Annotated in this window: 26 protein-coding genes and 1 pseudogene; 14 read left to right on the top strand and 13 right to left on the bottom strand. The window is 53.3% G+C overall.

All coding sequences use genetic code 11. The features are described from left to right. Positions 1 to 9: 9 nt before the first annotated feature. The 5 genes from ABLV17_RS07370 to ABLV17_RS07350 form a co-directional block, all read right to left on the bottom strand. On the bottom strand, positions 10 to 312 hold the full coding sequence (locus ABLV17_RS07370) for a protein ren (protein WP_348854168.1): 303 nt from the start codon (positions 310 to 312) through the stop codon (positions 10 to 12). After that, complete coding sequence (locus tag ABLV17_RS07365) at positions 309 to 1,010, bottom strand: replication protein P (protein ID WP_348854167.1); 702 nt, start codon at positions 1,008 to 1,010, stop codon at positions 309 to 311. Before ABLV17_RS07365 ends, ABLV17_RS07370 begins: the two co-directional genes overlap by 4 nt. After that, positions 1,007 to 1,939: a replication protein gene (locus ABLV17_RS07360; RefSeq protein WP_348854166.1), complete on the bottom strand. Its 933-nt coding sequence runs from the start codon at positions 1,937 to 1,939 to the stop codon at positions 1,007 to 1,009. Before ABLV17_RS07360 ends, ABLV17_RS07365 begins: the two co-directional genes overlap by 4 nt. Before the next feature lie 185 nt (positions 1,940 to 2,124). Continuing rightward, the gene (locus ABLV17_RS07355) at positions 2,125 to 2,667 is read right to left on the bottom strand and encodes a toxin YdaT domain-containing protein (RefSeq protein WP_348854165.1); all 543 of its coding nucleotides are present in this window, start codon (positions 2,665 to 2,667) and stop codon (positions 2,125 to 2,127) included. A 96-nt stretch (positions 2,668 to 2,763) separates the two neighbouring features. Then, complete coding sequence (locus ABLV17_RS07350) at positions 2,764 to 3,012, bottom strand: helix-turn-helix domain-containing protein (RefSeq protein WP_348854164.1); 249 nt, start codon at positions 3,010 to 3,012, stop codon at positions 2,764 to 2,766. 127 nt (positions 3,013 to 3,139) lie between these two features. On the opposite strand from ABLV17_RS07350, the gene ABLV17_RS07345 reads away from it, so the two are divergent. From ABLV17_RS07345 to ABLV17_RS07295, 11 genes and pseudogenes are all read left to right on the top strand, one after another. Continuing rightward, positions 3,140 to 3,832: a helix-turn-helix transcriptional regulator gene (locus ABLV17_RS07345; RefSeq protein ID WP_108684194.1), complete on the top strand. Its 693-nt coding sequence runs from the start codon at positions 3,140 to 3,142 to the stop codon at positions 3,830 to 3,832. A gap of 664 nt (positions 3,833 to 4,496) precedes the next feature. Beyond that, entirely contained in the window at positions 4,497 to 4,688 is a 192-nt protein-coding gene (locus ABLV17_RS07340; protein WP_047052302.1) for a DUF1482 family protein, read from the top strand. Next, positions 4,670 to 4,855, top strand: coding sequence for a YdaE family protein (locus ABLV17_RS07335; RefSeq protein WP_348854204.1), 186 nt, complete (start codon positions 4,670 to 4,672; stop codon positions 4,853 to 4,855). Before ABLV17_RS07340 ends, ABLV17_RS07335 begins: the two co-directional genes overlap by 19 nt. A gap of 139 nt (positions 4,856 to 4,994) precedes the next feature. Continuing rightward, entirely contained in the window at positions 4,995 to 7,976 is a 2,982-nt protein-coding gene (locus tag ABLV17_RS07330; protein ID WP_348854163.1) for a RecE family exodeoxyribonuclease, read from the top strand. Then, positions 7,939 to 9,098, top strand: a pseudogene (locus tag ABLV17_RS07325) (RecT family recombinase). The gene ABLV17_RS07330 and the pseudogene ABLV17_RS07325 overlap by 38 nt, the downstream one beginning before the upstream one ends. A gap of 34 nt (positions 9,099 to 9,132) precedes the next feature. Beyond that, positions 9,133 to 9,486, top strand: a complete 354-nt coding sequence (locus tag ABLV17_RS07320; protein ID WP_348854162.1) for a hypothetical protein — start codon at positions 9,133 to 9,135, stop codon at positions 9,484 to 9,486. Continuing rightward, a complete protein-coding gene (locus tag ABLV17_RS07315) occupies positions 9,479 to 9,964 on the top strand; it encodes a hypothetical protein (RefSeq protein ID WP_348854161.1) in 486 nt (161 codons plus the stop codon). The genes ABLV17_RS07320 and ABLV17_RS07315 overlap by 8 nt, the downstream gene beginning before the upstream one ends. Before the next feature lie 217 nt (positions 9,965 to 10,181). Next, positions 10,182 to 10,403, top strand: coding sequence for a TraR/DksA family transcriptional regulator (locus ABLV17_RS07310; protein WP_348854160.1), 222 nt, complete (start codon positions 10,182 to 10,184; stop codon positions 10,401 to 10,403). Beyond that, complete coding sequence (locus ABLV17_RS07305; protein ID WP_348854159.1) at positions 10,403 to 10,591, top strand: hypothetical protein; 189 nt, start codon at positions 10,403 to 10,405, stop codon at positions 10,589 to 10,591. The genes ABLV17_RS07310 and ABLV17_RS07305 overlap by 1 nt, the downstream gene beginning before the upstream one ends. 104 nt (positions 10,592 to 10,695) lie before the next feature. Continuing rightward, positions 10,696 to 10,944, top strand: a complete 249-nt coding sequence (locus ABLV17_RS07300; RefSeq protein WP_015705920.1) for an excisionase family protein — start codon at positions 10,696 to 10,698, stop codon at positions 10,942 to 10,944. Positions 10,945 to 10,975: 31 nt separating this feature from the next. Beyond that, entirely contained in the window at positions 10,976 to 12,256 is a 1,281-nt protein-coding gene (locus ABLV17_RS07295; protein ID WP_348854158.1) for a site-specific integrase, read from the top strand. A gap of 26 nt (positions 12,257 to 12,282) precedes the next feature. Here ABLV17_RS07295 and ABLV17_RS07290 read toward each other — a convergent pair whose 3' ends face one another. The 3 genes from ABLV17_RS07290 to ABLV17_RS07280 all read right to left on the bottom strand — a co-directional run bounded on the left by ABLV17_RS07290 (position 12,283) and on the right by ABLV17_RS07280 (position 13,781). Beyond that, on the bottom strand, positions 12,283 to 12,729 hold the full coding sequence (locus ABLV17_RS07290) for a YcgN family cysteine cluster protein (protein WP_015366058.1): 447 nt from the start codon (positions 12,727 to 12,729) through the stop codon (positions 12,283 to 12,285). A 93-nt stretch (positions 12,730 to 12,822) separates the two neighbouring features. Then, positions 12,823 to 13,482: a fumarylacetoacetate hydrolase family protein gene (locus ABLV17_RS07285; protein ID WP_087860576.1), complete on the bottom strand. Its 660-nt coding sequence runs from the start codon at positions 13,480 to 13,482 to the stop codon at positions 12,823 to 12,825. A 17-nt stretch (positions 13,483 to 13,499) separates the two neighbouring features. After that, a complete protein-coding gene (locus tag ABLV17_RS07280) occupies positions 13,500 to 13,781 on the bottom strand; it encodes a YcgL domain-containing protein (RefSeq protein ID WP_026612271.1) in 282 nt (93 codons plus the stop codon). A gap of 126 nt (positions 13,782 to 13,907) precedes the next feature. On the opposite strand from ABLV17_RS07280, the gene minC reads away from it, so the two are divergent. The 3 genes from minC to minE are packed head-to-tail and all read left to right on the top strand — an operon-like array spanning position 13,908 to position 15,718. After that, positions 13,908 to 14,609: a septum site-determining protein MinC gene (gene minC, locus ABLV17_RS07275; protein ID WP_213794576.1), complete on the top strand. Its 702-nt coding sequence runs from the start codon at positions 13,908 to 13,910 to the stop codon at positions 14,607 to 14,609. Positions 14,610 to 14,632: 23 nt separating this feature from the next. Beyond that, positions 14,633 to 15,445, top strand: coding sequence for a septum site-determining protein MinD (gene minD / locus ABLV17_RS07270; protein WP_015366054.1), 813 nt, complete (start codon positions 14,633 to 14,635; stop codon positions 15,443 to 15,445). A 3-nt stretch (positions 15,446 to 15,448) separates the two neighbouring features. Beyond that, positions 15,449 to 15,718 carry a cell division topological specificity factor MinE gene (gene minE, locus ABLV17_RS07265; protein WP_015366053.1) on the top strand — a complete coding sequence of 90 codons (270 nt, stop codon included), beginning with the start codon at positions 15,449 to 15,451 and terminating at the stop codon, positions 15,716 to 15,718. A gap of 95 nt (positions 15,719 to 15,813) precedes the next feature. Here minE and rnd read toward each other — a convergent pair whose 3' ends face one another. The 5 genes from rnd to ABLV17_RS07240 all read right to left on the bottom strand — a co-directional run bounded on the left by rnd (position 15,814) and on the right by ABLV17_RS07240 (position 22,437). Continuing rightward, positions 15,814 to 16,929: a ribonuclease D gene (gene rnd, locus ABLV17_RS07260; protein ID WP_213794575.1), complete on the bottom strand. Its 1,116-nt coding sequence runs from the start codon at positions 16,927 to 16,929 to the stop codon at positions 15,814 to 15,816. Positions 16,930 to 17,171: 242 nt separating this feature from the next. Further along, on the bottom strand, positions 17,172 to 18,857 hold the full coding sequence (gene fadD / locus ABLV17_RS07255; protein ID WP_213794574.1) for a long-chain-fatty-acid--CoA ligase FadD: 1,686 nt from the start codon (positions 18,855 to 18,857) through the stop codon (positions 17,172 to 17,174). A 208-nt stretch (positions 18,858 to 19,065) separates the two neighbouring features. Continuing rightward, positions 19,066 to 19,647, bottom strand: coding sequence for a Slp family lipoprotein (locus ABLV17_RS07250; protein ID WP_213794549.1), 582 nt, complete (start codon positions 19,645 to 19,647; stop codon positions 19,066 to 19,068). Positions 19,648 to 19,685: 38 nt separating this feature from the next. Continuing rightward, on the bottom strand, positions 19,686 to 20,381 hold the full coding sequence (gene tsaB / locus ABLV17_RS07245) for a tRNA (adenosine(37)-N6)-threonylcarbamoyltransferase complex dimerization subunit type 1 TsaB (RefSeq protein WP_087860572.1): 696 nt from the start codon (positions 20,379 to 20,381) through the stop codon (positions 19,686 to 19,688). Between the two features lie 145 nt (positions 20,382 to 20,526). Next, a complete protein-coding gene (locus tag ABLV17_RS07240; RefSeq protein ID WP_087860571.1) occupies positions 20,527 to 22,437 on the bottom strand; it encodes an ATP-dependent DNA helicase in 1,911 nt (636 codons plus the stop codon). Between the last annotated feature and the right edge of the window lie 112 nt (positions 22,438 to 22,549).

Raw genomic sequence — 22,549 nt, 5'->3', positions numbered from 1 at the left:
CAATGGAAATCACTTCCCTCCTACATATGGCCTCCCATATACAGACAGGATGCGGCGCATCACCGGGCTCTGCCGGCACTCGTTGAAAATCTGATTGGTGCTCTTCTGGCCGGAGGTTTCTTCCTCGGTAGCCAGCCGGTAGTGAACCGTTCGCCATACCTTCGCTACTGCTACCAGTACGCCCTGCTTTGCCAGAATGTTGGCCGCCAGGTTAATGCAGGTGTGAGAAATGCCAGAAGCTTCAGCCACATCCGGGGAGCTGCAGGTTTCGTGTGTCTTGAGGTAATTCAGAATTGCATCTTTGCCGGTCATTGTTTGCGCCCTCTCAGTCCGTGCTTCTCGCGAATTTCAGCCAGCCTGGCCAGCCCCTGCATGCGTGATAGCGGCTTACCACCAAGAACAGGAAGTTGCTTAACGGGCTCCGGAATCGTCTCTCCTGAGTTAATTCGGTTAGCCATGCGCGCCAGTTCTTCCGATGCCTTACGGCGCAACTCAACGTCACTGAGGCCGTTTGCGCGCATGTTCTGGTACAGGGATGTAACCAGCCAGTAGTGCGCGTTGGACTCCCAGGGGTATGATTCGGCATCCGGATACTGTCCGCGCGTACGGCAGTACTGGTAAATCATGTCCACCAGTTGATCGGCGTTAGGTAACCCGGCCGCCGCGGCTTCTTCAGCCTTGCACCAGGCAACAAACTGACCGGGTGACGGAAGAAATGGGCGTTCCTGACGACGGGCTACCCGCATACCAACAGAAACCTGTTCCATGGTGGTGATGCCGTTTTCCCTGAATGCCAGAACCCACTGGCGCCGGATTTCGTTCATCTCGGTCTGGTCACGGTTTGCAGTGGTTGCCGGGAAAGCCGCCAGCAACTGGCTGAACACGCTGTTGATGACCTGGGCCACCTGCTCAAGCTGCGGTTTCTCGTCGTACTGCTCCGGCAGGTTGTGTGCAACGCGGCGCATCTGCTCTCGGTCAAAGTTATGCATCTGCTCTGCAAGGCTTTTCATAGCTGCACTCCGTAAATCCAGTCAGTGTTGGTCAGGTCAACCTTTGGCTTGTCGGCAGCAGTTCCTTGGGTCTGCTTACCTCGCTTGATATCAAGCTGAGTCCACTTTTCGCGAAGGGTTGATGGGCACAGGACATTGCCCTTCCAGAACTTGTCTTCACAGGCCCACTTGAACAGCGAGGCGATTTCCTTGTGGGTGCGCTTGTCACGCTCTCGCATCAGGCGGATATCATTCGCCCAGGTGGCGTAGTTCGGTTTTCTTGCAGAGGGGGCGATTCCCTGTACGACGGTGAACAGCCATTCAGCACAGCGGAGGTCTTCAGAGTTGCCCCATTTGGTTCCGCTCTGGATCGCTGCTTCTGGTCTCAAAGCAGGAGTTTTCTTTCCGGGCTTGTCAGAGGATTCGTCAGAATTCTCGGACGAAGAGTTATTTATATTCTTGTTATTACCTTCTTGTTCATGATGTGCGGGGAATTGTGCGGCCTTATGTGCGGCATACCCTTCCGAACCCGCGCCATTACTGGCTTCGTCATGTGCGCTTATATGTGCGGCTTTATGTGCGGGCAAATCGTCCGTTTTTTGAGCATATTCGACATAGTTTTTAATGGTGATCACCCTGCCTTTTCGCTTCTCTCCTTCGATGCTGATCATCCCTTCGCGAACGAAAACAGACAGCATTCTCTCCACTGCGTCACGGCTTGTCGGATTACCCTGACGGTCACACAATTGAAGCCCAAGATCTGCAGCAGTGACGACCAGTTGACCGGGTTGCAGAGGCCATTGCTTGCCCTTGAAGAAGGCCGTATATGGCTGTCTGGCGGCGTCAATGAGAAGGTTTTCCCACAATGCACGCAGGAACACGTCTTTAGCCCATGACTTCTTCTTGATGCTCCGGTACAACGGGACGTAACCAGACTTCTGGTTCTCCATCCTGTTGCTCCTAGCGGCTGAATGTGCCGCGAAATTGGCGTAAGCTACGTTCGACACAGTTAAACCTCCTGCGCCTGGCGTTTTTGATTAGCGTTTGTCATAATGACCTCGCAATTGACTGACGTTATTTGCAATTGAAAGCCGTTGGTGTTGCAGCACCGCGGCTTTCACCATTTCTGAAGTCTTCACATAACCCCCAGCATCGATGTCACCATCGTCATCAGTGGGCCTACCTGCTCCGGCATGAGGCGAAACAGCGAAGCGATACCCTCGCTTACCTCCTTCAGTTTCTGATGCTCAGGCGCGTTAAGAAGCACTGCCTGTTTGGCCTCTGCACACTCTTTCATTGCCGAAGCTATCAGCGACATGGTGTCGTTCTGCGGCGCCAGCTTGGTGCGGAATTCCAGCGGTAAAACGGCCATGATTGCCGGTGTCAGCTGGCAGACGTTCTCGCGGTACTGCTCCGAATCAAACCGGTTATCCAGGAAGCGAAAGAGTTTCTGCCGGGCCCGACTGATATCGTCAGGAAAGCTGATTGAATCGCCGCCCTGCTCCCGGTACTCGTTGATAATCAGTGCCGATACCACATCCTGATTGTCGATAGCCGACGCCCAGGCTCTTACTGCATCGCGGATCAGGTCATGATCGTGATCCTGCTTTGTTTGAGCGCGATTTATCATCGCGGCCGGAACGAATCCGGTATTGTGTTGATACGTAAGTGATTGCATTTGCATTCCCTTAGTTAAATAGTTTCCAAATGGCTGATAATTCAGCCGTTAGATTTGATTTCCTGATTGTTAAAGAGCGTTGAGCTTTAACGCGGCTCAGGCGGCAGTGTCTGGATGCGGGAATAGTGCTGGAAGGTCAGGCCTGAACTCATACGCCTTGATCTCCCCGCCAACCGCACTAACAAGCTCAGGAACATGGACTGGCGAAATACGTTTCTTGCCATTAAGCCAATCGCAAATTGTTGACTGTGCCTTGCCGCAACGCTTAGCCAGTTCTTTCTGGCTACCAGCGATGGCAATCGCTTTTTCTACTGCGAAGTTTTTCTCTACTGTTGGGGTCTTCATAATCACCTCAGCTATCAGTTTAAAGCGATTATGGTTATCACTTTAGCGAATGTCAATCGCATAGGCGATTTTTTGCTAAATAATCGCTTGAGCGATAGAGTTAAAGGAGTCGTTAACAGAGGTGAATATGGGATTCTCGGAGCGCCTGGCGCAGGCAATGAAAAATGCTGGATATACTCAAGGCCGATTAGCCAAAGATGTCGGCATGGCTCAATCCAGCGTAAATAAGTTACTTAAGGATGCTAACGGTTCGCGTAAAACTGTTGAGATCGCCTCTGTACTTGGTGTACGTCCAGAATGGCTTTCTGCGGGTGAAGGAGAAATGCTCGCTTCTGGTATGCAAGAGCCATATAAGCCATACCAGGTTAAAGCCGCAGAAAATGGATTCTACCGCGTGGATGTTCTAGACGTTAAGGCCAGCGCTGGTCCAGGTTCGCTGGTCACCAGTGACTTTATTGAAACCATACGTGCCATTGAATACACAACTGAACAGGCTCGCGCTTTGTTTGGCAACCGGCCATCACAGCACGTTAAAGTTATCACGGTTAATGGCGATAGCATGGATGGCACTATTTCCCCAGGTGACCAAATATTTGTCGACACTGGCGTCACACATTTTGATGGCGACGGTGTGTATGTTTTCGTTTTCGGAAAAACTCTTCATGTGAAACGCCTGCAGATGCAGCGTGACAGACTGGCTGTCATCTCAGACAACCCTATCTATGAAAAGTGGTACGTTGAAGCTGGGGATGAGGACACGTTCTATATCATGGCGAAAGTCCTGCTCAGGCAATCAATAGATTACAAACGTTTCGCATAACCCGCTTCGGCGGGTTTTTTATTGCGCTCAAACCGCCCCTCCTTACCGTCAACCTAACTTTTCCAACCTCTTTATCTAATTTTTTTACCTCTCCCTCTAAAAAATATCGCTTTATCATTCAATTAATTATCGCACTATCGATTATAAATATCGTTTTGGCGATTGACTCAAATAATCGCTTTAGCTATTGTTTAGCCATCGAAACGAAACATCGACAGCTGAGCGAAGTAGCCAGCGGAGAAGTGGAGATTCGGTCAGTCGAACGGCGCGACAGTAAACCATGCGTCGGACGCCCGACGGGCTCAGGGAGAGCGGCAATGGTGCGTAATCAAACGACTTTCATACCTCAGCCGCTTCACCGAGGCAGCTTAGTTATGACAACCGGCGGCCATCCACCGCCAGAGATTAAGCGCAGAAGTCTTTCTAGTTCCGCTGGCCGGCGACAAGGCAGAGGTTGAAATGTGTAAGCAAGGCATCAGAGCCCTGATCATTTCGGCAGTTATCGGGCTCTTCATCTGGACGGCGCTAATCAGCGCACTGTGGGAGTTATATCAATGGTCGATTTTGCACGTAAACCCGCTCGTCAGCAGGCTATTCGGTTAAGCCCTCTGTCAGCATTCATTCGTCGGGTGTGTTACATGCTCGCACAAAAAGGTGACCCTTCATGAACACGATGTTCGCACTGGTTCTCACTGTCGGCATGCTGACTGGCGGAAATCAGGACGTTCTTCTCGGTGTATATGACAGCGAGTCGGATTGTAAGAAAGCAGCTGTTGAGCAGGGAATTGAAGAAAACTGTTACCCGCTTAAGGGAGTGTTAGCAGAAAACCCAGCCGCATTTACGGCGCAGATGTAGGGGGAGTTAAGCAGAAGAAATGCGCTTATTGCCGCAAGCCGATTGAGGAAGGCAAGGAAGTAAAAATGACCATCCTCATCATTCACGGTTCGCAACTGGCGCCACGGGAAAGAACCTATTGCTCTCCGAAGTGCGGTCAATACGACCAAATGGCCAACGAGGCCTAACGTAAAACCCGCCGAAGCGGGCTGTACGTCCGGTGACACCGACCAAAGTTCCACCGCAAATTACCAAAAACCAATGAACACCCTGAATGGGCGCTATCAATGGCCCGAGGGATTCTACATCCAAAATTGAGGCTATCACATGGAATATTTTTATCTGATAAAAGCGACTCAAAAATCGGGTAAAGCCGATGCTGTAATCTGGCGGTCTGCAAAAACCGAATCCCGCGCGCTGCTGCAGCTGGACGTCGACCTGGAAGATGCTGAGATCGAAACAGGCCGCGGCAAAGACTATCAAAAGCCAATCCGTACCGATTTCCCGGTATTTAACGATCTTCCGGCTGAAGGTGTTCTCGATTACTCATGGTGTGAACGCTACCAGCTCGCCGACGATGGTCGCACCTGGGCACTGAAGCTAGGACAAGAGCCTGTAGACGTTCATCACACCGATGATGCTGAAGTATCCTCTGAGCCTGTCACTGGCGAGTTGGTTGATGACAATAGTGCTGACGATGCTGGTGATGTCGATACCGTGGAATCGTTCGGCAATGCTGAATACGAAAACGATACAAACGCCCTGTTCAATATTGCTGAGCAGCCGTTCCGCATTAAGCTGCTGGCGCAGTACATGGCGAATGATAACCACGTCTATCAAATCAGTATTCCGCACCGTAAAGAGCTCGCAGTTCTGGAAATGGATACCGATAACTCCGCAGTGCAGGATCTGATTCTCGCCGCTGAGAACATCCAGGGGTTAAAGGATGCCGACATGCCTACCCTGTGGAAATTTACCAGCGCCAACAAAGCTGTATTTCCTGAAGGTAAGCGCCACGAACTGGGCAAGCGTATCCAGTTTGCAAAACTGTGGTTTGAAACTCCGCACATTGACCGCGGCAAACTCGTTCGCGAATGGTCTGCCGGAAATTACATTTCTTCCGTTCAGAAAACGGACACCGGCACTAATGCAGGCGGCAGTAATAAAACCGATCGCAATCCTGACTACACACATACGCTAGATACGCTTGATGTTGAGATTGCGCTGGCCACAATGCCGATGGATTTCGATATCTACAATTTCCCGGCATCCATTCATCGCCGGGCTAAAGAAATCGTCCAGAAAAAAGAAAGCCCGTTCAAAGAATGGTCTGCTGCGCTGCGTAAAACCGCAGGCATCCTGGATTATTCACGCGCTGCCATTTTTGCCCTCATTCGTGGCACCACCAGCGATATTCATCATTTCCCGGTAAGTCTGCAGACCTATATCAATGCGAACCTGACAGAGCATAAGCATGACACGCCCTCTGCTGAAACGCTTGAGAAAGCCGGGCATGTCTCATCTGCCGCCGTCGCTGAACGGTCAGCCGTGGATAAGATTCTCGCAGCTGAGCGCGGTGAATATATCGAAGGGGTAAGCGATCCAGATGCACCGAACTGGGTAACGGAAGACCTGACCAAACCCAAACAGCCTGAAGTTTCAAACATGGGCAATGGTGTTTTTTCGATTGATGGTCTGATGGATAGCCAGCCAGCACCAGCACTTTCTATCGTGGACCAGGCGCGCCAGCGCGCTGCAGAAGAAAAATTACATCCAGCTAATTCCGGGGAAACCACCAGCGATGTGCAGATGGAAACGGCTCAGCCAGTCGAAGACGAAAATGATAATGCGGTATCAGCAAGCGAAGGCACTGATGCAACTGCTCCACAAGCAGATGCCGTGAACATGCGCGATATTCTTGCTGAGCGCTTCCCTGACCTTACCGTTGCAGTTTTGAAGGACCAACAATCAGCAACTGCAGAAGAAGAGCATGAGCCAGAGCCGGAAGCAACAAAATGGCCTGAATTCTTCGAGCCCGGTCGATATGAAGGTGTTCCGAACGATGTTTACCACGCGGCGAACGGCATCAGTTCGACTCAGGTTAAAGATGCCCGTATATCTCTGATGTATTTCGAAAAGCGTCACGTCACGAAAGTCATTGATAAAACGCGCTCTCCAGTTCTGGATATGGGCAATTTGGTGCATGCGCTGGCGCTGCAGCCTGAACAGCTGGAAAAAGAATTCAGCATCGAACCGGAAATCCCGGAAGGCGCCTTCACCACGACAGCGACGATCCGCTCGTTTATCGACGAGTACAACGCCGGGCTTCCGCCGCAGTTGAGTGCTGACGACATCAAGACGCTGCTGGAGGCGCACAACGCCACACTGCCGCAGACGGTTCCTATGGGTGATGACGTTCCCCAAACAGGTGAAAACTACATGGCCTTACCCGCTGAATTTCAGCGCGTCGAAGAAGGCCAGAAAGTTACCGCAGCCAAAATGAAGGCATGCATCAAAGAATATAACGCCACTCTGCCCGCCCAGATGAAAACCAGCGGCAGCCGGGATGCCCTGTTAGAACAACTGGCGATTATCAATCCTGACATGGTCGCTCAGGAGGCTCAGAAGGCGCAGCCGCTGAAAGTCTCAGGCACTAAAGCGGACCTGATTCAGGCCGTGAAATCGGTTAAACCGGATGCCGTATTTGCCGACGAACTGCTGGATGCATGGCGCGAAAACCCGGAAGGAAAAATACTGGTTACCCGCCAGCAGATGAGCACTGCGCTGGACATTCAGAAAGCACTTTTGAATCACCCCACCGCCGGCAAGCTGCTCCAGCATCCGAGCCGCGCCGTTGAGGTGAGCTATTTCGGTATTGATGAGGAAACCGGGCTGGAAGTTCGCGTGCGCCCTGACCTTGAGATAGACATGAGCGGCCTGCGCATTGGTGCGGACCTGAAGACCATCAGCATGTGGAACATCAAGCAGGAAGGCCTGCGCGCGAAGTTGCACAGGGAAATCATTGAGCGCGATTACCACCTCAGCGCGGCTATGTACTGCGAAACCGCTGCTCTGGATCAGTTCTTCTGGATCTTCGTCAACAAAGACGAGAACTACCACTGGATCGCCATTATCGAGGCATCCGAAGAACTACTGGAACTCGGCATGCTGGAATACCGCAAAGCAATGCGCGCCATCGCGAACGGTTTCGACACTGGCGAATGGCCGGCGCCGATCACTGAAGATTACGCCGAAGAACTTAACGATTTTGATGTACGCCGTCTCGAAGCGCTGCGCGTACAGGCATAAGGGGGAACAGTCATGGAAAATACCAACATTGTTACAGCCGAACAGCAAGCACCAAACACCATTTCAGCTAGCAACGCGATCTTTAACGTTCAGGCTCTCGGTCAGTTAACTGCTTTCGCAAACCTTATGGCTGATTCACAAGTGACAGTACCAGCTCACCTTGCAGGTAAGCCAGCCGATTGCATGGCCATCGTTATGCAGGCTATGCAGTGGGGCATGAATCCCTATGCGGTCGCGCAAAAAACGCATCTGGTAAATGGCGTACTCGGATATGAAGCCCAGCTCGTCAACGCGGTAATCGCCAGCTCCAGTGCTATCAACGGTCGATTTCATTACCGCTACGGCGGCGATTGGGAGCGTTGCACAAGGACTCAGGAAATTACCAGGGAAAAACACGGTAAAAATGGGAAATACAACGTTACCGAACGGGTGCGAGGCTGGACTGATGAAGACGAAATCGGGCTGTTTGTTCAGGTCGGCGCGATCCTTCGCGGTGAGTCAGAAATCACCTGGGGTGAGCCGCTTTATCTCTCGGGTGTTGTAACTCGTAATTCTCCATTGTGGGTTTCTAACCCGAAGCAGCAGATCGCTTATCTGGGCGTGAAATACTGGGCTCGCCTGTACTGCCCTGAAGTGATTCTGGGTGTTTATAGCCCGGATGAAGTTGAGCAACGAACAGAACGAGAAATCAATCCGGTGCCGGTGCAAAGAATGTCTGTAGCTGAGATTACCAGCGGCTCAGACATCACCACCAGCGAGCAAGACACAGCTATAAGTATTGATTCTCTTGCCGATGGACTCCGCGACCGAATTGATACAGCTAACTCAGTGGATCAGGCCAAAGCCATTCGCGCAGACATCGAATCACAGAAAGCTCTGCTGGGTACTGCTCTTTATACCGAACTGAAAAATAAGGCGGTGAAGCGCTACTACCTTGTTGATGCGAAGAACAAGGTTGAGGCTGCCATAAATTCACTTCCTAACCCTGGGGATCCGGAAGCAGAAGCGTTATTCGCGAAGGCAGAAAGCACCCTGACCTCATCGCGCCGCCACTTGGGTGATGAACTGTATGACCAGTTCCGTATCACCCTGGACGACATGAAACCGGAATACTTGGGCTAAGGGAGGCGGGAGGGTTCGCCCTCCCGGTAACGATATGAGCAAATCACTTAACGCACGATGCATACGCCGCTGGAAAGTTGAATTCAAAGGGCGCTGCGATTCGAAATATAGCCCCTACTGGCACAAGCGAGATCTCCGCGGTTACATCCGTGAGGCGGCACTGACTACGGCGTATTGCATGGTTGAAAACTTGGCCTACAACAACGCAATGCACGATTTTTTCGCTGATGTGGGTGACAGGAATGGCTGGTCGCCAGAGTTCTACGCATGGTACGACGGGCGTCGGGAGCATTATCTCAAAGAAGCGCGCGACTACCTGAATGAAGAAGCCACCAACGACGAGATCGACGAAGAAATAGAAAATGAGCTGGAGGCCTGGAATGACTAAGCGCGGAATGAAATTATCCAAATTCACTGAGCTGGTAGCCCTAATCTGGTCCAACCCAATGACGCAGCGGCGCGACCCGGAGATTACCATCTCCATTCACTCGCCGGGCAGTATTGGTGCGTCGCCATCCGTTGCTGTCGAGTCCATTCAGGCTGGCTTCGACTGGGACGCTGGGCAGGTGATGATTTACCCGGCCCATCCACTTACCACGCTGACGCCTGAACAGGTGGCGGACATAACCACCAGCGTGCGGAAAGGCCAGTCATGGCACGCATTTGAGGCTTACAAGAAGCACAAGGCCCAGCTGGAAAACGCAGCGCTTGAGCATGCGAAAGTCGCCGGGCAGCGCGACGAGCTTCTAGCGGCGCTGGTTTCCTTGGCTGCTGTCGCTCGCCGCTATCTTCCGGATTATGACGAGCATTCAGAAATACAGAAGACTGATGACGCCATCTCCCGCGTCAAAGGCGGTGCAGCATGAGCAAGTACGCAAAGCTAGATCAGCTGATTCTAAACAAAATCGGCGGAAGCCCTACTCCATTCCACAAGATTTTTGTAAGGGATGTTGAAGAAGAGTCTAAGAGAATTGCTGAAGAAGACGGGAGTGGGTACCCGTTCAGATTTGTTGATCGCCGACTGCAATATATGCGTAAACGGTCATTGATCCGACATGTTAATGGCAAGGGATGGGTAAGAGCATGACAGCAGAAATCATCGATCAGGCCAACGAACTAGCGCAGCAGCGCATCGACATGGCGATCGCAGCACACCGCATCAACCGCAACGCCGTATCAGCTGAGCATTGTAGTGAATGCGGAGAGGTTATCCCGGCGCCGCGGCGCGCTGCCGTTCCCGGCTGCCAGACGTGCGCGGAGTGCCAGGGCGTGATCGAACTGAAGAATAAACAGAGGGGCATCTGATGCGTATAACATTCAACATCCATTCGAAGGCAGATATCGAATCGGCCATATCCGCCCTTCGCCACTTCATCAGCGAGAAGAAGTCAGGTGATGGCACGAGTGATACCTGGGGGATTGGTATCACTGGCGGAACTTACTTTGCCGTTGGCGTTAAAACCAACGGCAACTACACAGTTAAACAGCAATGACGCAACTTATAGCCAGTTATGAGCTGGCTATTGGGTGCGAAAACACCGCCTCCATTATCCCTTTTACCCGGCCACGCGCCGGGTTCTTTTTGCCTGGAGAACCTATGAGCGAAGTTATTCAGCTGACTCCTAATAAGTGGGTTTCGGAAGAAGTGCTGATGACGATCACCGGACTCACCAAAAACGCTATCAAATCGGCCCGCGAAAAATCCTGGATGGAAGGTCGCGAGTATCGGCACTATTCCGGAGACTGCCAGCCTAAGGACAACTCCCCTATCCTCTACAATCGCTTAGAGATAGACAACTGGGTTGAACGTCAGCGACCAGCGATCCCGCGCCAGAAATCTGTTTAAATACCCCAGTGATTCACAACAAGGAGAACGCATGAAATATCCTACCGGGGTAGAAAATCACGGGGGTAGTTTGCGCCTGTGGTTTATATATAAGGGTGTAAGGGTTCGGGAAAATCTCGGTATACCTGACACCCCCAAAAACAGGAGAATGGCAGGAGAACTGAGAACGACCATCTGCTATGCCATCAAGATCGGCACGTTCAATTATGTCGAGCAGTTTCCGCAGTCTTCAAACCTTGGGCGATTTGGCCTGACGCGCCCAGGGATTACTGTTGGCGAACTCGCCAAAAGATGGTTAGAGCTTAAGAGGATGGAAATTACGCTTAACGCCTTCAACCGTTACCGGTCTTATATCAAAATTTGTTGCGAATTACTGGGGCCAGACAAAAAGCTTTCCAGCATAAACACGGAACAGATTCTGGTAGTGAGAAAGGAGTTACTTACAGGGTTCCAGATTTGTGGGAAACACCTGAAGAATCGCTCCGCCAAAAAAGGCCGGACAGTGAGAACAGTAAATGTTTACCTTAACTGCCTTGGAGGTATGTTTTCTTTCGCTAAGCAAAATGGGTATATCGACAGAAACCCATTCGAAGGCATTGATCCACTCAGGAAGAGTAGATCGGAACCAGATCCACTTACCCACGAAGAATATTTCCGACTTCTTAACGCTTGCCCATCAGAGCAAATAAAAAATCTGTGGATACTGGCCGTTAACACAGGACTTCGCCACGGAGAAATCAGTGCGCTGGCCTGGGAAGATATAGACCTGAAAAAATGGACAATCACTGTAAGCCGCAACATTGCTATTAAAGGGCATTTCACCCCGCCTAAAACAGAATGCGGAAACCGAGAAATAGTACTCACCGACGCAGCAATACAGGCTCTGAAAAGCCAGATGGCTTATACACGGATGGGCAAACAGCATCAAATAGAAGTGCATTTGAGGGAGTTCGGCAGAACCAGAACAGATGCGTGTACTTTCGTATTTGTTCCGCGGCTGACTGCAAGGAATGGAAAAGGTGGAGACTGGTATGCGCCTGGTTCTTTCGGCGCGACGTGGAATGATGTGCTCAAGAGAGCCGGCATTCGTCATCGCCGTGCGTATGAATCAAGACACACTTTCGCATGCTGGGCATTAAGTGCGGGAGCAAACCCTAACTTCATTGCTTCACAGATGGGCCACACGTCAGCGCAAATGGTTTACAACGTTTACGGAAAATGGATGACTGACAACAACAGTAATCAGATGGCGATACTCAACGCAAATTTTGGAGGTTTTGCCCCATCCATGCCCCAGGCTCTAAATCAGTAACCACTTTTCCCTTTCATTTCTACGTGTCATTGCGCCCAGTCTGGTTTGTTTAAAATATGGTCCTGCCAGTCGACGACGGTAGACTCTTTAACCGCAATATGGCGCACGGAAATACGTTCGCCGTGCATCGCCACCTTAGAACCGGTCAGCAGCGGATGCCAGTGCGGCAGCGCTTTACCTTCCGCCAGCAGGCGATAGGCGCAGGTGTGAGGCAGCCATTCGAAGGTCGGCAGATTATCACGCGTGAGTTTGATGCAGTCCGGTTCGTACTCGAAGCGACGCTCGTAGTTACGGCACTGGCAGGTTTTAATGTTGAGCTGACGGCAGGCGACGTTGGTGAAGTAAATCTCGTCGGTATCTTCATCCATTAGCTTATGCAGGCAGCACTGTCCGCAGCCGTCGCACAGTGATTCCCACTCCGCGTCGGTCATTTCATCCAGTGTTTTTTGTTGCCAGAAAGGTTGTTCGCTCATTGGGATGTCCGTCATTACAATTCAGGGTGCACCTTATAACCAGTCTGGCACGCCGATGCAAGTTTTGCCGCCCCAAAAGGCGGCAAGCGGACGTTACAGCACGCGGGTGGATAACGTCAAACCATTGAAGCCGACTTCCAACTCATCTCCGCTGGCGAGCGGCCCGACCCCGTCCGGAGTCCCGGTCAGAATGATATCGCCCGCTTTCAGCGTAAAGAAGCGCGACATATAGGCAATCAGCGGTACGATCTTATGAATCATATCGGCGGTCGTCCCCTGCTGGCGAACTTCACCATTAATCTTCAGGCTTAGCGGCGTATTTTGCGGATCGCCGCTGAACTCGGCGGCAGGGATAAAACCAGAGATTGGACAAGCGTTATCGAACCCCTTGGCTTTCTCCCACGGTTGTCCGGCCTTTTTCATCTTGCCCTGAATATCACGCAGGGTGAGATCCAACGCCACGCCATAACCGGCAATCGCCTTACGCACGTGATCTTCGCTGGCCTGGCGCAGCGTACTGCCGATCAGCACCGCCAGTTCAACCTCATGGTGCACCGAGCCCAATCCTTCAGGCAGTACCAACGGCTGGCGGATATCACATAGCGCCGTTTCAGGTTTAATAAACAGCACCGGTTCCTCCGGCATCGCGCTGCCCATTTCCTTAATATGTTTTGCGTAATTACTCCCAACGCAAACCACTTTGCTCACTGGATAATCCAGTAACTCACCCTGCCAGTTATGATGTTGGTACATTATTTTCCCTCAATGGGTTAATCGGATTTATTCCCCTGTTCCGCGAGGTGTTTCTTAAGTAAATTCTCAGGAGGGGGAGGAAGTTGAAGGTAATAGCCCTGATCGACGAGCGCTTGTTTTACTTTCTCGAGGTCAGCGTTAGCCAGCGTCTTGCGCCCGTCGAGCGGCAACAGCATGGTCATCTGCGGGGTGCCGAAGCTTGCCATTAGTTCCGGCGGGACGCGCGAGAAATCGTCCTTTTTTTCGACATATAAATAGGTTTGTTCACGTTTAGTACTTCGATAGATCACACAAAACATAGATTTACTCGGAATTAGACCCGTGGTCACTTGCCTCAATATATGAGTGACTATAACATGCCTTTTAGTCTTCGGAATATCACCGCACTTCGGCGGATGATAAACAGCAAATTGAGTAAGGCCAGGATGTCAAATACGCCAATCGAACTTAAGGGCAGTAGCTTCACCTTATCTGTCGTTCATTTGCACGATGCAAATCCCGAGGTTATTCGTCAGGCGTTAGAAGACAAAATCGCCCAGGCTCCCGCTTTTTTACGTCATGCGCCGGTGGTGGTCAACATCAGCACTATTGAAGAGAGCGTCGACTGGCGCCCGATGCATGAAGCTATCGTCGCCACCGGTTTACGCATCATGGGCGTGAGCGGGTGTAAAATTTCCCGCCTGAAAACGGAAATCGACCGCGCCGGGATCCCGCTACTGACGGAAGGAAAAGAGAAAATCGTTCGTCAGGCGCCGCCGCCGGAACCCGTCGCACCGCCACCAGTTGCTACGCCGATCACAAAAACGCGTTTGATTGATCTGCCGGTACGTTCCGGTCAGCGCATTTATGCGCCACACTGTGATCTAATTGTTACAAACCATGTGAGTGCCGGCGCGGAACTTATCGCTGATGGTAACATCCATGTGTATGGCATGATGCGGGGACGTGCGCTCGCTGGCGCAAGCGGCGACAGAGATGCCCAAATATTTTGTACTAACCTCGCGGCGGAACTGGTGTCCATCGCAGGGGAATATTGGCTGAGCGATAACATCCCAGCTGAATTTTATGGCAAAGCGGCACGCCTGCGTTTAGGCGACGGCGCTTTGACAATTCAACCGTTCAATTAATCCCTTTTTAACAAGGAATTTCTATGGCACGCATTATTGTTGTGACTTCGGGTAAAGGGGGCGTTGGTAAGACCACCTCCAGCGCGGCCATCGCTACTGGTTTGGCCCAGAAGGGAAAGAAAACTGTCGTTATCGACTTCGATATCGGCCTGCGTAACCTCGACCTGATTATGGGATGCGAGCGTCGGGTGGTTTATGACTTCGTCAACGTTATCCAGGGCGATGCCACTCTTAATCAGGCGCTAATCAAAGATAAGCGTACTGAAAATCTCTATATCCTTCCGGCTTCTCAGACCCGTGATAAAGACGCGCTGACCCGCGAAGGCGTAGATAAAGTTCTTGAAGAACTGAAAAAGATGGATTTCGATTTTATTGTCTGCGACTCCCCTGCGGGCATCGAAACCGGCGCGCTGATGGCGCTGTACTTCGCTGACGAAGCCATCATCACCACTAACCCGGAAGTCTCCTCCGTGCGCGACTCCGACCGTATCCTTGGCATTCTGGCCTCCAAATCCCGCCGCGCGGAAAATGGCGACGAGCCGATCAAAGAGCACCTGCTGCTGACGCGCTACAACCCAGGCCGCGTGAACAAAGGCGACATGCTGAGCATGGAAGACGTGCTGGAAATTCTGCGCATCAATCTGGTGGGCGTGATTCCGGAAGATCAGTCCGTGCTGCGCGCATCGAACCAGGGCGAGCCGGTCATTCTGGATACCGTTTCAGATGCGGGTAAAGCCTATGCGGATACTGTGGATCGTCTGCTCGGAGAAGAACGTCCTTTCCGCTTCATAGAAGAAGAGAAGAAAGGTTTCCTCAAACGCCTGTTCGGAGGATAAATTATGGCATTACTCGACTTTTTTCTCTCGCGAAAAAAGAACACGGCTAACATTGCGAAAGAACGCCTGCAAATCATCGTCGCGGAGCGCCGCCGCGGCGACGCGGAGCCACATTACCTGCCGCAGCTGCGCAAAGATATCCTGGAGGTCATCTGTAAATACGTACAGATAGATCCTGAGATGGTCAGCGTACAGCTGGAACAGCGCGATGGTGATATTTCGATTCTCGAGCTGAACGTGACCCTGCCAGAAGCTGAAGAGTCGAAACCCTGACCCTGTTGTCTTATTAACGGCATCTCGCCGTAGGATTAAAAAAACCGGCCACGCCACGCGCGGCCGGTTTTTTATGGCCTGAATAGCGCCCGGCGCTAGCGAGGATAGTCGTTGAGCAGCGCTTTCAGACGATCGGCCATCAATTCACCACGCCAGCCTGAAACCAGCTCTGGCTCGCCGTTTTTCGTTTTCAGCTGCCAGTGCCAGTTCAGCAGTTGGTTGATCTGGCGGCGCGACGCCAGCAGTTCGGCGCTCACCCCCTTCTCGGCGCTCACTTCCTGTACCAGCGCTTTAATATCTTTAAAGGCTTTGCGGTACCCCGGCATATCGATCAGGTTTTGCAGCGGCTCAGGCAGCGCCGATTCCGGCAAGGCCTGCGCTTTCTCAACCAGGCTAATCAGCGTCTTACCATGGAAGCGAATTTCGCTCCCGGATAAACCGAGGCTATCAAGTTCGCCGAGGCTGGTCGGCATATAGCGCGCCACGCTCCATAGATGCTCTTCGCGTACCACAAAGTTCACCGCCAGGTTACGCTCGCGCGCTTTGCGCAGACGCCACTCCGCCAGCAACTGCAGGCAGCCCAGCTGACGCGTACGCAGTTGCCAGGCGTTACCGATTTCCCGCCACGCATCCGCCGGGTCAAGGACTTCCTGACGACGCTGCTGCATCAGGTGGCACTCGTTTAACGCGGCCGGCAGCCAGCCCGCGTGGTCGGTTTCCGCCATTAATTTGCTGGCTATCGGCAACAGATACCAGACATCGGCGGCCGCATATTCGCACTGACGCTCGGTCAACGGACGGGCCAGCCAATCGGTGCGTGATTCGCTTTTGTCCAGCGCAACGCCGGAATACTCTTCAACCATTGAAGCGAAGCCCCACGACATCGGGCGCCCGCAGAAGGCGGCCAGAATCTGGGTGTCGATAAGCGGCTGCGGCATCAGGTTGAACGCGTTGAGGAAGACTTCTAAATCTTCGCTGCCCGCATGCAGGTATTTGGTGACATCCTGGTTGAGCAGCAGCTCGCGCATCGGCGCCCAGTCGTTGATGGTCAACGGATCGATCAGAGAAACCTGTTTGCCGTCGAACAGCTGCAGCAAACCAAGCTGCGGGTAGTAGGTGCGGGTGCGAACAAACTCGGTATCCAGCGCAACCGCGGGTGCCGAGCTTGCCGCTTCACAGATAGCGCGCAGGCCATCGTCGGTGGTGATCATCTGATAGTTCAAATCATACTCTCTTAACTTGCGCCCATAAAAAACGCCGGCTTAGCCGGCGCGAGATTAATGACAAACCTCATGCAATCGTTGGGCTTGCAGATTGCACCAGACAAATAACAAGGAAAATCAATTTATTGATTTTCGGCTGATAACCACAAAGAAGGAAAAACCACGCTTTTTCCTTCTTTGTCAGTAATCTTGACGCCGGCTTCGCCGGCGCCTGGCGACTCACTCGTTACTTAGCCTTTATTGTCTACTTTAGCACGGGCTTCGTCACGCAGTTCTCGTCGTAAAATTTTTCCGACGTTGGATTTCGGTAGCTCGTCACGGAACTCCACCAGCTTCGGTACTTTGTAGCCGGTCAAATGGCGACGGCAGAAAGTAATCAGCGCTTCTTCGGTTAACGCAGCATCTTTCTTCACCACGAAAATTTTTACCGCTTCGCCGCTACTGCCGGACGGTACGCCGACGGCGGCCACTTCCTGCACGCCGGAATGCTGCATGACCACATCCTCAATTTCATTCGGATAGACGTTAAAACCGGAGACCAGAATCATATCTTTTTTGCGATCGACGATGCGCAGGAAGCCTTCATCATCCATCACCGCAATATCGCCGGTATGCAGCCAGCCATCTTTAATGATTTCATCGGTGGCATCCGGACGCTGCCAGTAGCCCAGCATCACCTGCGGCCCTTTGATGCAGAGCTCACCCGGCTCGCCCGGCGCGACTTCATTATCATCGTCATCGACCAGCTTGGCTTCGGTCGACGGCACCGGCAGGCCGATGCTGCCGCTGTGGTAGTCGATATCATGCGGGTTGACGCTCACCAGCGGCGAGCACTCAGTCAGGCCATAGCCCTCCAGCAGATACTGGCCGGTCAGTTTCACCCAGCGCTCCGCCACCACCTGCTGCACCGGCATGCCGCCGCCGGCGGAAAGATGCAACGAAGAGAAATCAAGCTGCTGGAACTCTTTATTGTTCAATAGCGCGTTAAACAAGGTATTCACCCCGGTCATCGCGGTGAACCGATATTTTGCCAGCTCTTTTACCAGGCCCGGAATATCGCGCGGATTGGTAATCAACAGGTTCTGCCCGCCGAGTTCAATAAACAGCAGGCAGTTCATGGTCAAGGCGAAGATGTGGTACAGCGGCAGCGCGGTCACCACCAGCTCTTTACCACGGTGCAGTAGCGGACCGTAGGTCGCATTCACCTGTTCGAGGTTAGCCAGCATATTGCGGTGAGTCAGCATCGCCCCTTTCGCCACGCCGGTGGTACCGCCGGTGTACTGCAGGAAGGCAAGATCGTCCGCGACGATTTCCGGCTTCACGTACTGCATACGGTAGCCATGCTGCAGGGCGCTACGAAATGAGATGGCGTCCGGCAGATGATATTTTGGCACCAGCCGCTTAATGTACTTCACCACGAAGTTGACCAACGTTCCTTTAGCGGTGGAGAGCTGATCGCCCATCCGCGTCAGGATGACGTGTTTTACCTGGGTTTTATCGACTACTTTCTCCAGGGTATGTGCGAAGTTGGAAACGATCACAATCGCCGCCGCGCCGCTGTCATTGAGCTGGTGCTCCAGTTCGCGCGGGGTATACAGCGGGTTAACGTTGACGGCAATCATTCCGGCACGCAGGATCCCAAACAGCGCCACCGGATATTGCAGCAGGTTAGGCATCATCAGCGCGACGCGATCGCCCTTCTGTAGCCCTAATCCTTGCTGGAGATAAGCGGCGAAAGCGCGGCTGCGCTCTTCCAGCTTACGGTAGGTCATCACCTCGCCCATGTTGATAAATGCCGGCTGATCGGCATAACGGGTAGTGGCGTGCTCAAACAATTCAACCAGGGATTGATAGCGGTCAGGATTTATCTCCGCCGGAACATCGGCGGGATAACGGTTTAGCCAAACCTTTTTCACTGCTTCACCTCTGAAATAGTTATTCGTCGTCATCACAGCCCCTGATCAACAAACATTTTGTTAACATTATATTAACTCAGCGTACCAGTTTATTAATTAGGCGTTTTTCAGGTTGCGAAGCGCGTCACTATTTATTTTTCTTATGAGACTAAAAAACACGAAACAGCGGGCTAGCCGCTGTTTCTATTCCATTATAAAAACAACAAAATCATTCCGTTACGACGTTTCTGACCTCAGCCGGGCCCGGGTTATACCAACTCCAGCCGCCGTATCCGTAGCCCCATGGGCGCGGGCCGAGCATCCACGGGTCAATGGGCTGCGGCGGCATCACCACCTGCTGCACCACGTTCCAGCGTTTATAGCCGGTGGCATTCATCAACATGAATTTATACGGCGTTGCGCCAACTTTACCGTCGACAACGCCGCTAATCGGCCCAACCACGGTTACCAGCTGGCCGCGGAAATCGACCGGGTCAAGGAAACCGCTCACGTCGGCGAGGATACGGCCGCGTGAAGGTTCGCCCAGTTCCGGCCGCGCGCCGCTATCCAGCGGTACGGTGGCAATTTCTAAGCGGGTTTTCCCCTGCTGATTCTGCACGTTGACGACCTTACCGCCAAAACGCGCTTCCTGGCCGATATACAGCTGCGGCGCGTTCATCACCCGCACTAAATCCTGCTGTGGCGTAGGGCTGGTGCCTTTAATAACATCCGGCACCGACACGCAACCGCTTAGCGCAACGGCAACCGCCGCGGCTAACAGCCAACGGACGCCCTGTTTTTGACCCGCCATGATGCGACTCCTTCTCTCAGTCTTCTCTCTACTGAGATTCACTCGCGGCCAGGAAGTTTCTTCCACGCCACTTCGTTTCGCAAATAAACTGGTTCCGCATGCTCAACGGCCACGGTTTTTCCTGCCGCCAACAGATGAATGGCCAGCGGCAGCATATCTTCAGCCGCCGGCAGTTCAATCTCGCCGCTGCTTAAAATCAGCCCGCTCTCTTTCGCCAGATCCGGCCACGCCTGCCAGCCGGTGCCGACGGTAGCCCATTCGCCAGAAAGCAGCGCCAGGCGTTCGGCAACCGCAGCCGGTTTGAGAACCGCTTCAGTTTCTTCACCGTGCCAGACGCCATTTTCGTCGCGCTGATACTCAGCCCAGTACACTTCTCCCATACGCGCGTCGATGGCCGCCAGCACGCGAGTAGCGCCGGTTTTGCGCCACGCGCCCTGCGCCATCGTCGCCAGCGTAGAGACGCCGATCATCGGCAGCTCAGCGCCCAGCGCCAGTCCTTGCGCAATGCCGATACCAATACGTACGCCGGTAAAGCTGCCCGGACCGCGGCCAAAGGCCAGCGCGTCAAGTTCATTCAGCGTAGTGCCGCTTTCAGTGAGGACCTCCTGCACCAGAGGCAGGATACGTTGGGTGTGTTCGCGGGGACAAATTTCAAAATGGGCGCTCAGGGCGCCATCATTCCACAGCGCCGCGGAGCACGCCTCCGTGGCGGTATCGATAGCCAAAATTCGCATGGGTGGTCACGCTCTCGTTACATAATCCAGGTTTTAGGGCGGTAAATTCATCGGCTGACGGACTCACCGCCGCCGCACCGCCCGAAATCCATTGGGGATAGCTGATTAACAAAATGGCGCGCAGCTTACCACATTTTGCGACGGATTACCTTGCCGGCGGCACGGCGAGAAAGCGTACCGCCCGGCGGATATCACGGGTCCGCGGCGCGGGTGGCAGGCTGGCCAGGAACACGGCGCCATAGGGGCGCATCACCAGCCGGTTGTCACAGATAACCAGAACGCCGCGATCGTCAATATCGCGGATCAGGCGACCCACGCCTTGTTTGAGGGTAATGACGGCATCCGGCAACTGAACTTCATCGAACGGGTCGCCGCCGCGCAGGCGGCAGTCTTCCATTCGCGCTTTGAGCAGCGGATCGTCCGGCGAGGTAAACGGCAGCTTATCGATAATCACCAGCGACAGCGCGTCACCGCGCACGTCAACTCCTTCCCAGAAGCTACTGGTCGCCACTAATAGCGCATTGCCGGCGCTAACAAACTGCTGCAGCAGTTGGCCTTTGCTGGTCTCTCCCTGCAGCAGTACCGGCAGCGTCATGGTGGCGCGGAACTGCTCAGCCAGATCGCGCATCATGGCATGCGAGGTGCAGAGCATGAAGCAGCGTCCATCGTTGGCCTCAATCAAGGGTTTCAACATTGCCGCCAGATGACGGGCAGCGCCAGGCTGATTCGGTAGCGGTAGGTTACGCGGTACGCAGAGCAGCGCCTGATGCTGATAATCAAATGGGCTGGGCAACAGCAGCGTCTGCGCGTCATCAATGCCGAGACGAGCGGTAAAGTGGTGGAGATCGTCATTCACCGACAGCGTCGCCGAGGTAAAGATCCAGCTCCCCGATTTTTGCGCCATTACCTCTTTAAACTTCTCTGCCACCGTTAACGGCGTCAAGGCGAGGGTAAAATGACGCGACGTGCATTCATACCAGTAGCTATAGCCAGGCTGATTGATCTCCTTGAGCCGCTTCAGGCGGCCGCGGTAGAGCGTCGCGCGCTCAAAGGCGGCGTCGAGCAGCGCCGAACGGCCAAGGGAGAGTTTGGCGACGTCGTAACACAGTTCAAGCGCGTCATCGAGCAGCAGCAGCGCGCGCTGAATGTGGCTATCCGCCAGCAGTTCGCGCAGGTTGCCGCGATAGCCCGGATCGCCCAACTGCAGCCGAAAATCCTGCGCGCTTTGCGCCAGACGATCGGCGCATTTTTGCAGCTGTTGGGTATCTTTCAGTTCGGTACGGTAGGCAATGGTAATGTCTTTGGCCAAATCCAGCAGCTGGCGGCTGGAGAGCGACTGGCCAAAATACTGGCTGGCGATATCCGGCAACTGATGGGCTTCATCGAAGATCATCACTTCCGCTTCGGGGATCAGTTCGGCAAAGCCGCTCTCTTTTACCACCATATCGGCAAGAAACAGGTGATGGTTGACCACCACCACGTCAGCATCCATCGCCTTCTTACGCGCTTTAACCACAAAACAATCTTTGTATAACGGGCAGTCGCTGCCGAGACAGTTATCGTTGGTGCTGGTGACCAGCGGCCAGGCCTGAGAATCTTCGGCGACGCTGGCGCAGGTGCTGATATCGCCATCCTGCGTCTGATTAGACCAGGAGCGCAGAAGAATAACGTCACTTAACGTTTGTACCGGCAGATCGCCGCCCGCCAGCGCCTGCTGCTCAAGGCGTTCAAGGCACAGGTAGTTTGAGCGCCCTTTTAACAACGCCAGTTTGCCAGTGAATTTAAGCGCTTTAGCAACGGTCGGTAGATCGCGGCTGTAGAGCTGATCCTGCAGCGCTTTCGAACCCGTGGAGATGATCACCTTTTTCTTCGCACGCAGCGCGGGCGCCAGATACGCGTAGGTTTTACCGGTGCCGGTCCCTGCTTCCACCACCAGCGGCCGGGAGGCTTCAATGGCCTCACTCACCGCTACCGCCATCTGGCGCTGCGGCTCGCGCGGCTTAAATCCCGGTATCGCCATGGCCAGCTGGCCGTCTGCTGCAAAATCGTCGATCACGTTGCCCCCTGGTTATTTGGACAGTGATTATGTCAGGGAGGACGGCGTTTCGCCAGCCCGGGTAGTGACGCGGACGGAACATTATGGCAGTCTTGCCGCAGCCAAATGGATA

Source organism: Klebsiella sp. CN_Kp091 (assembly GCF_040065095.1).
In the GTDB taxonomy this organism is placed as follows: Bacteria; Pseudomonadota; Gammaproteobacteria; order Enterobacterales; family Enterobacteriaceae; genus Klebsiella; species Klebsiella aerogenes.
Note: the sequence above shows the minus strand (reverse complement) of the source record. Positions and strands in the feature narration are given on the sequence as shown.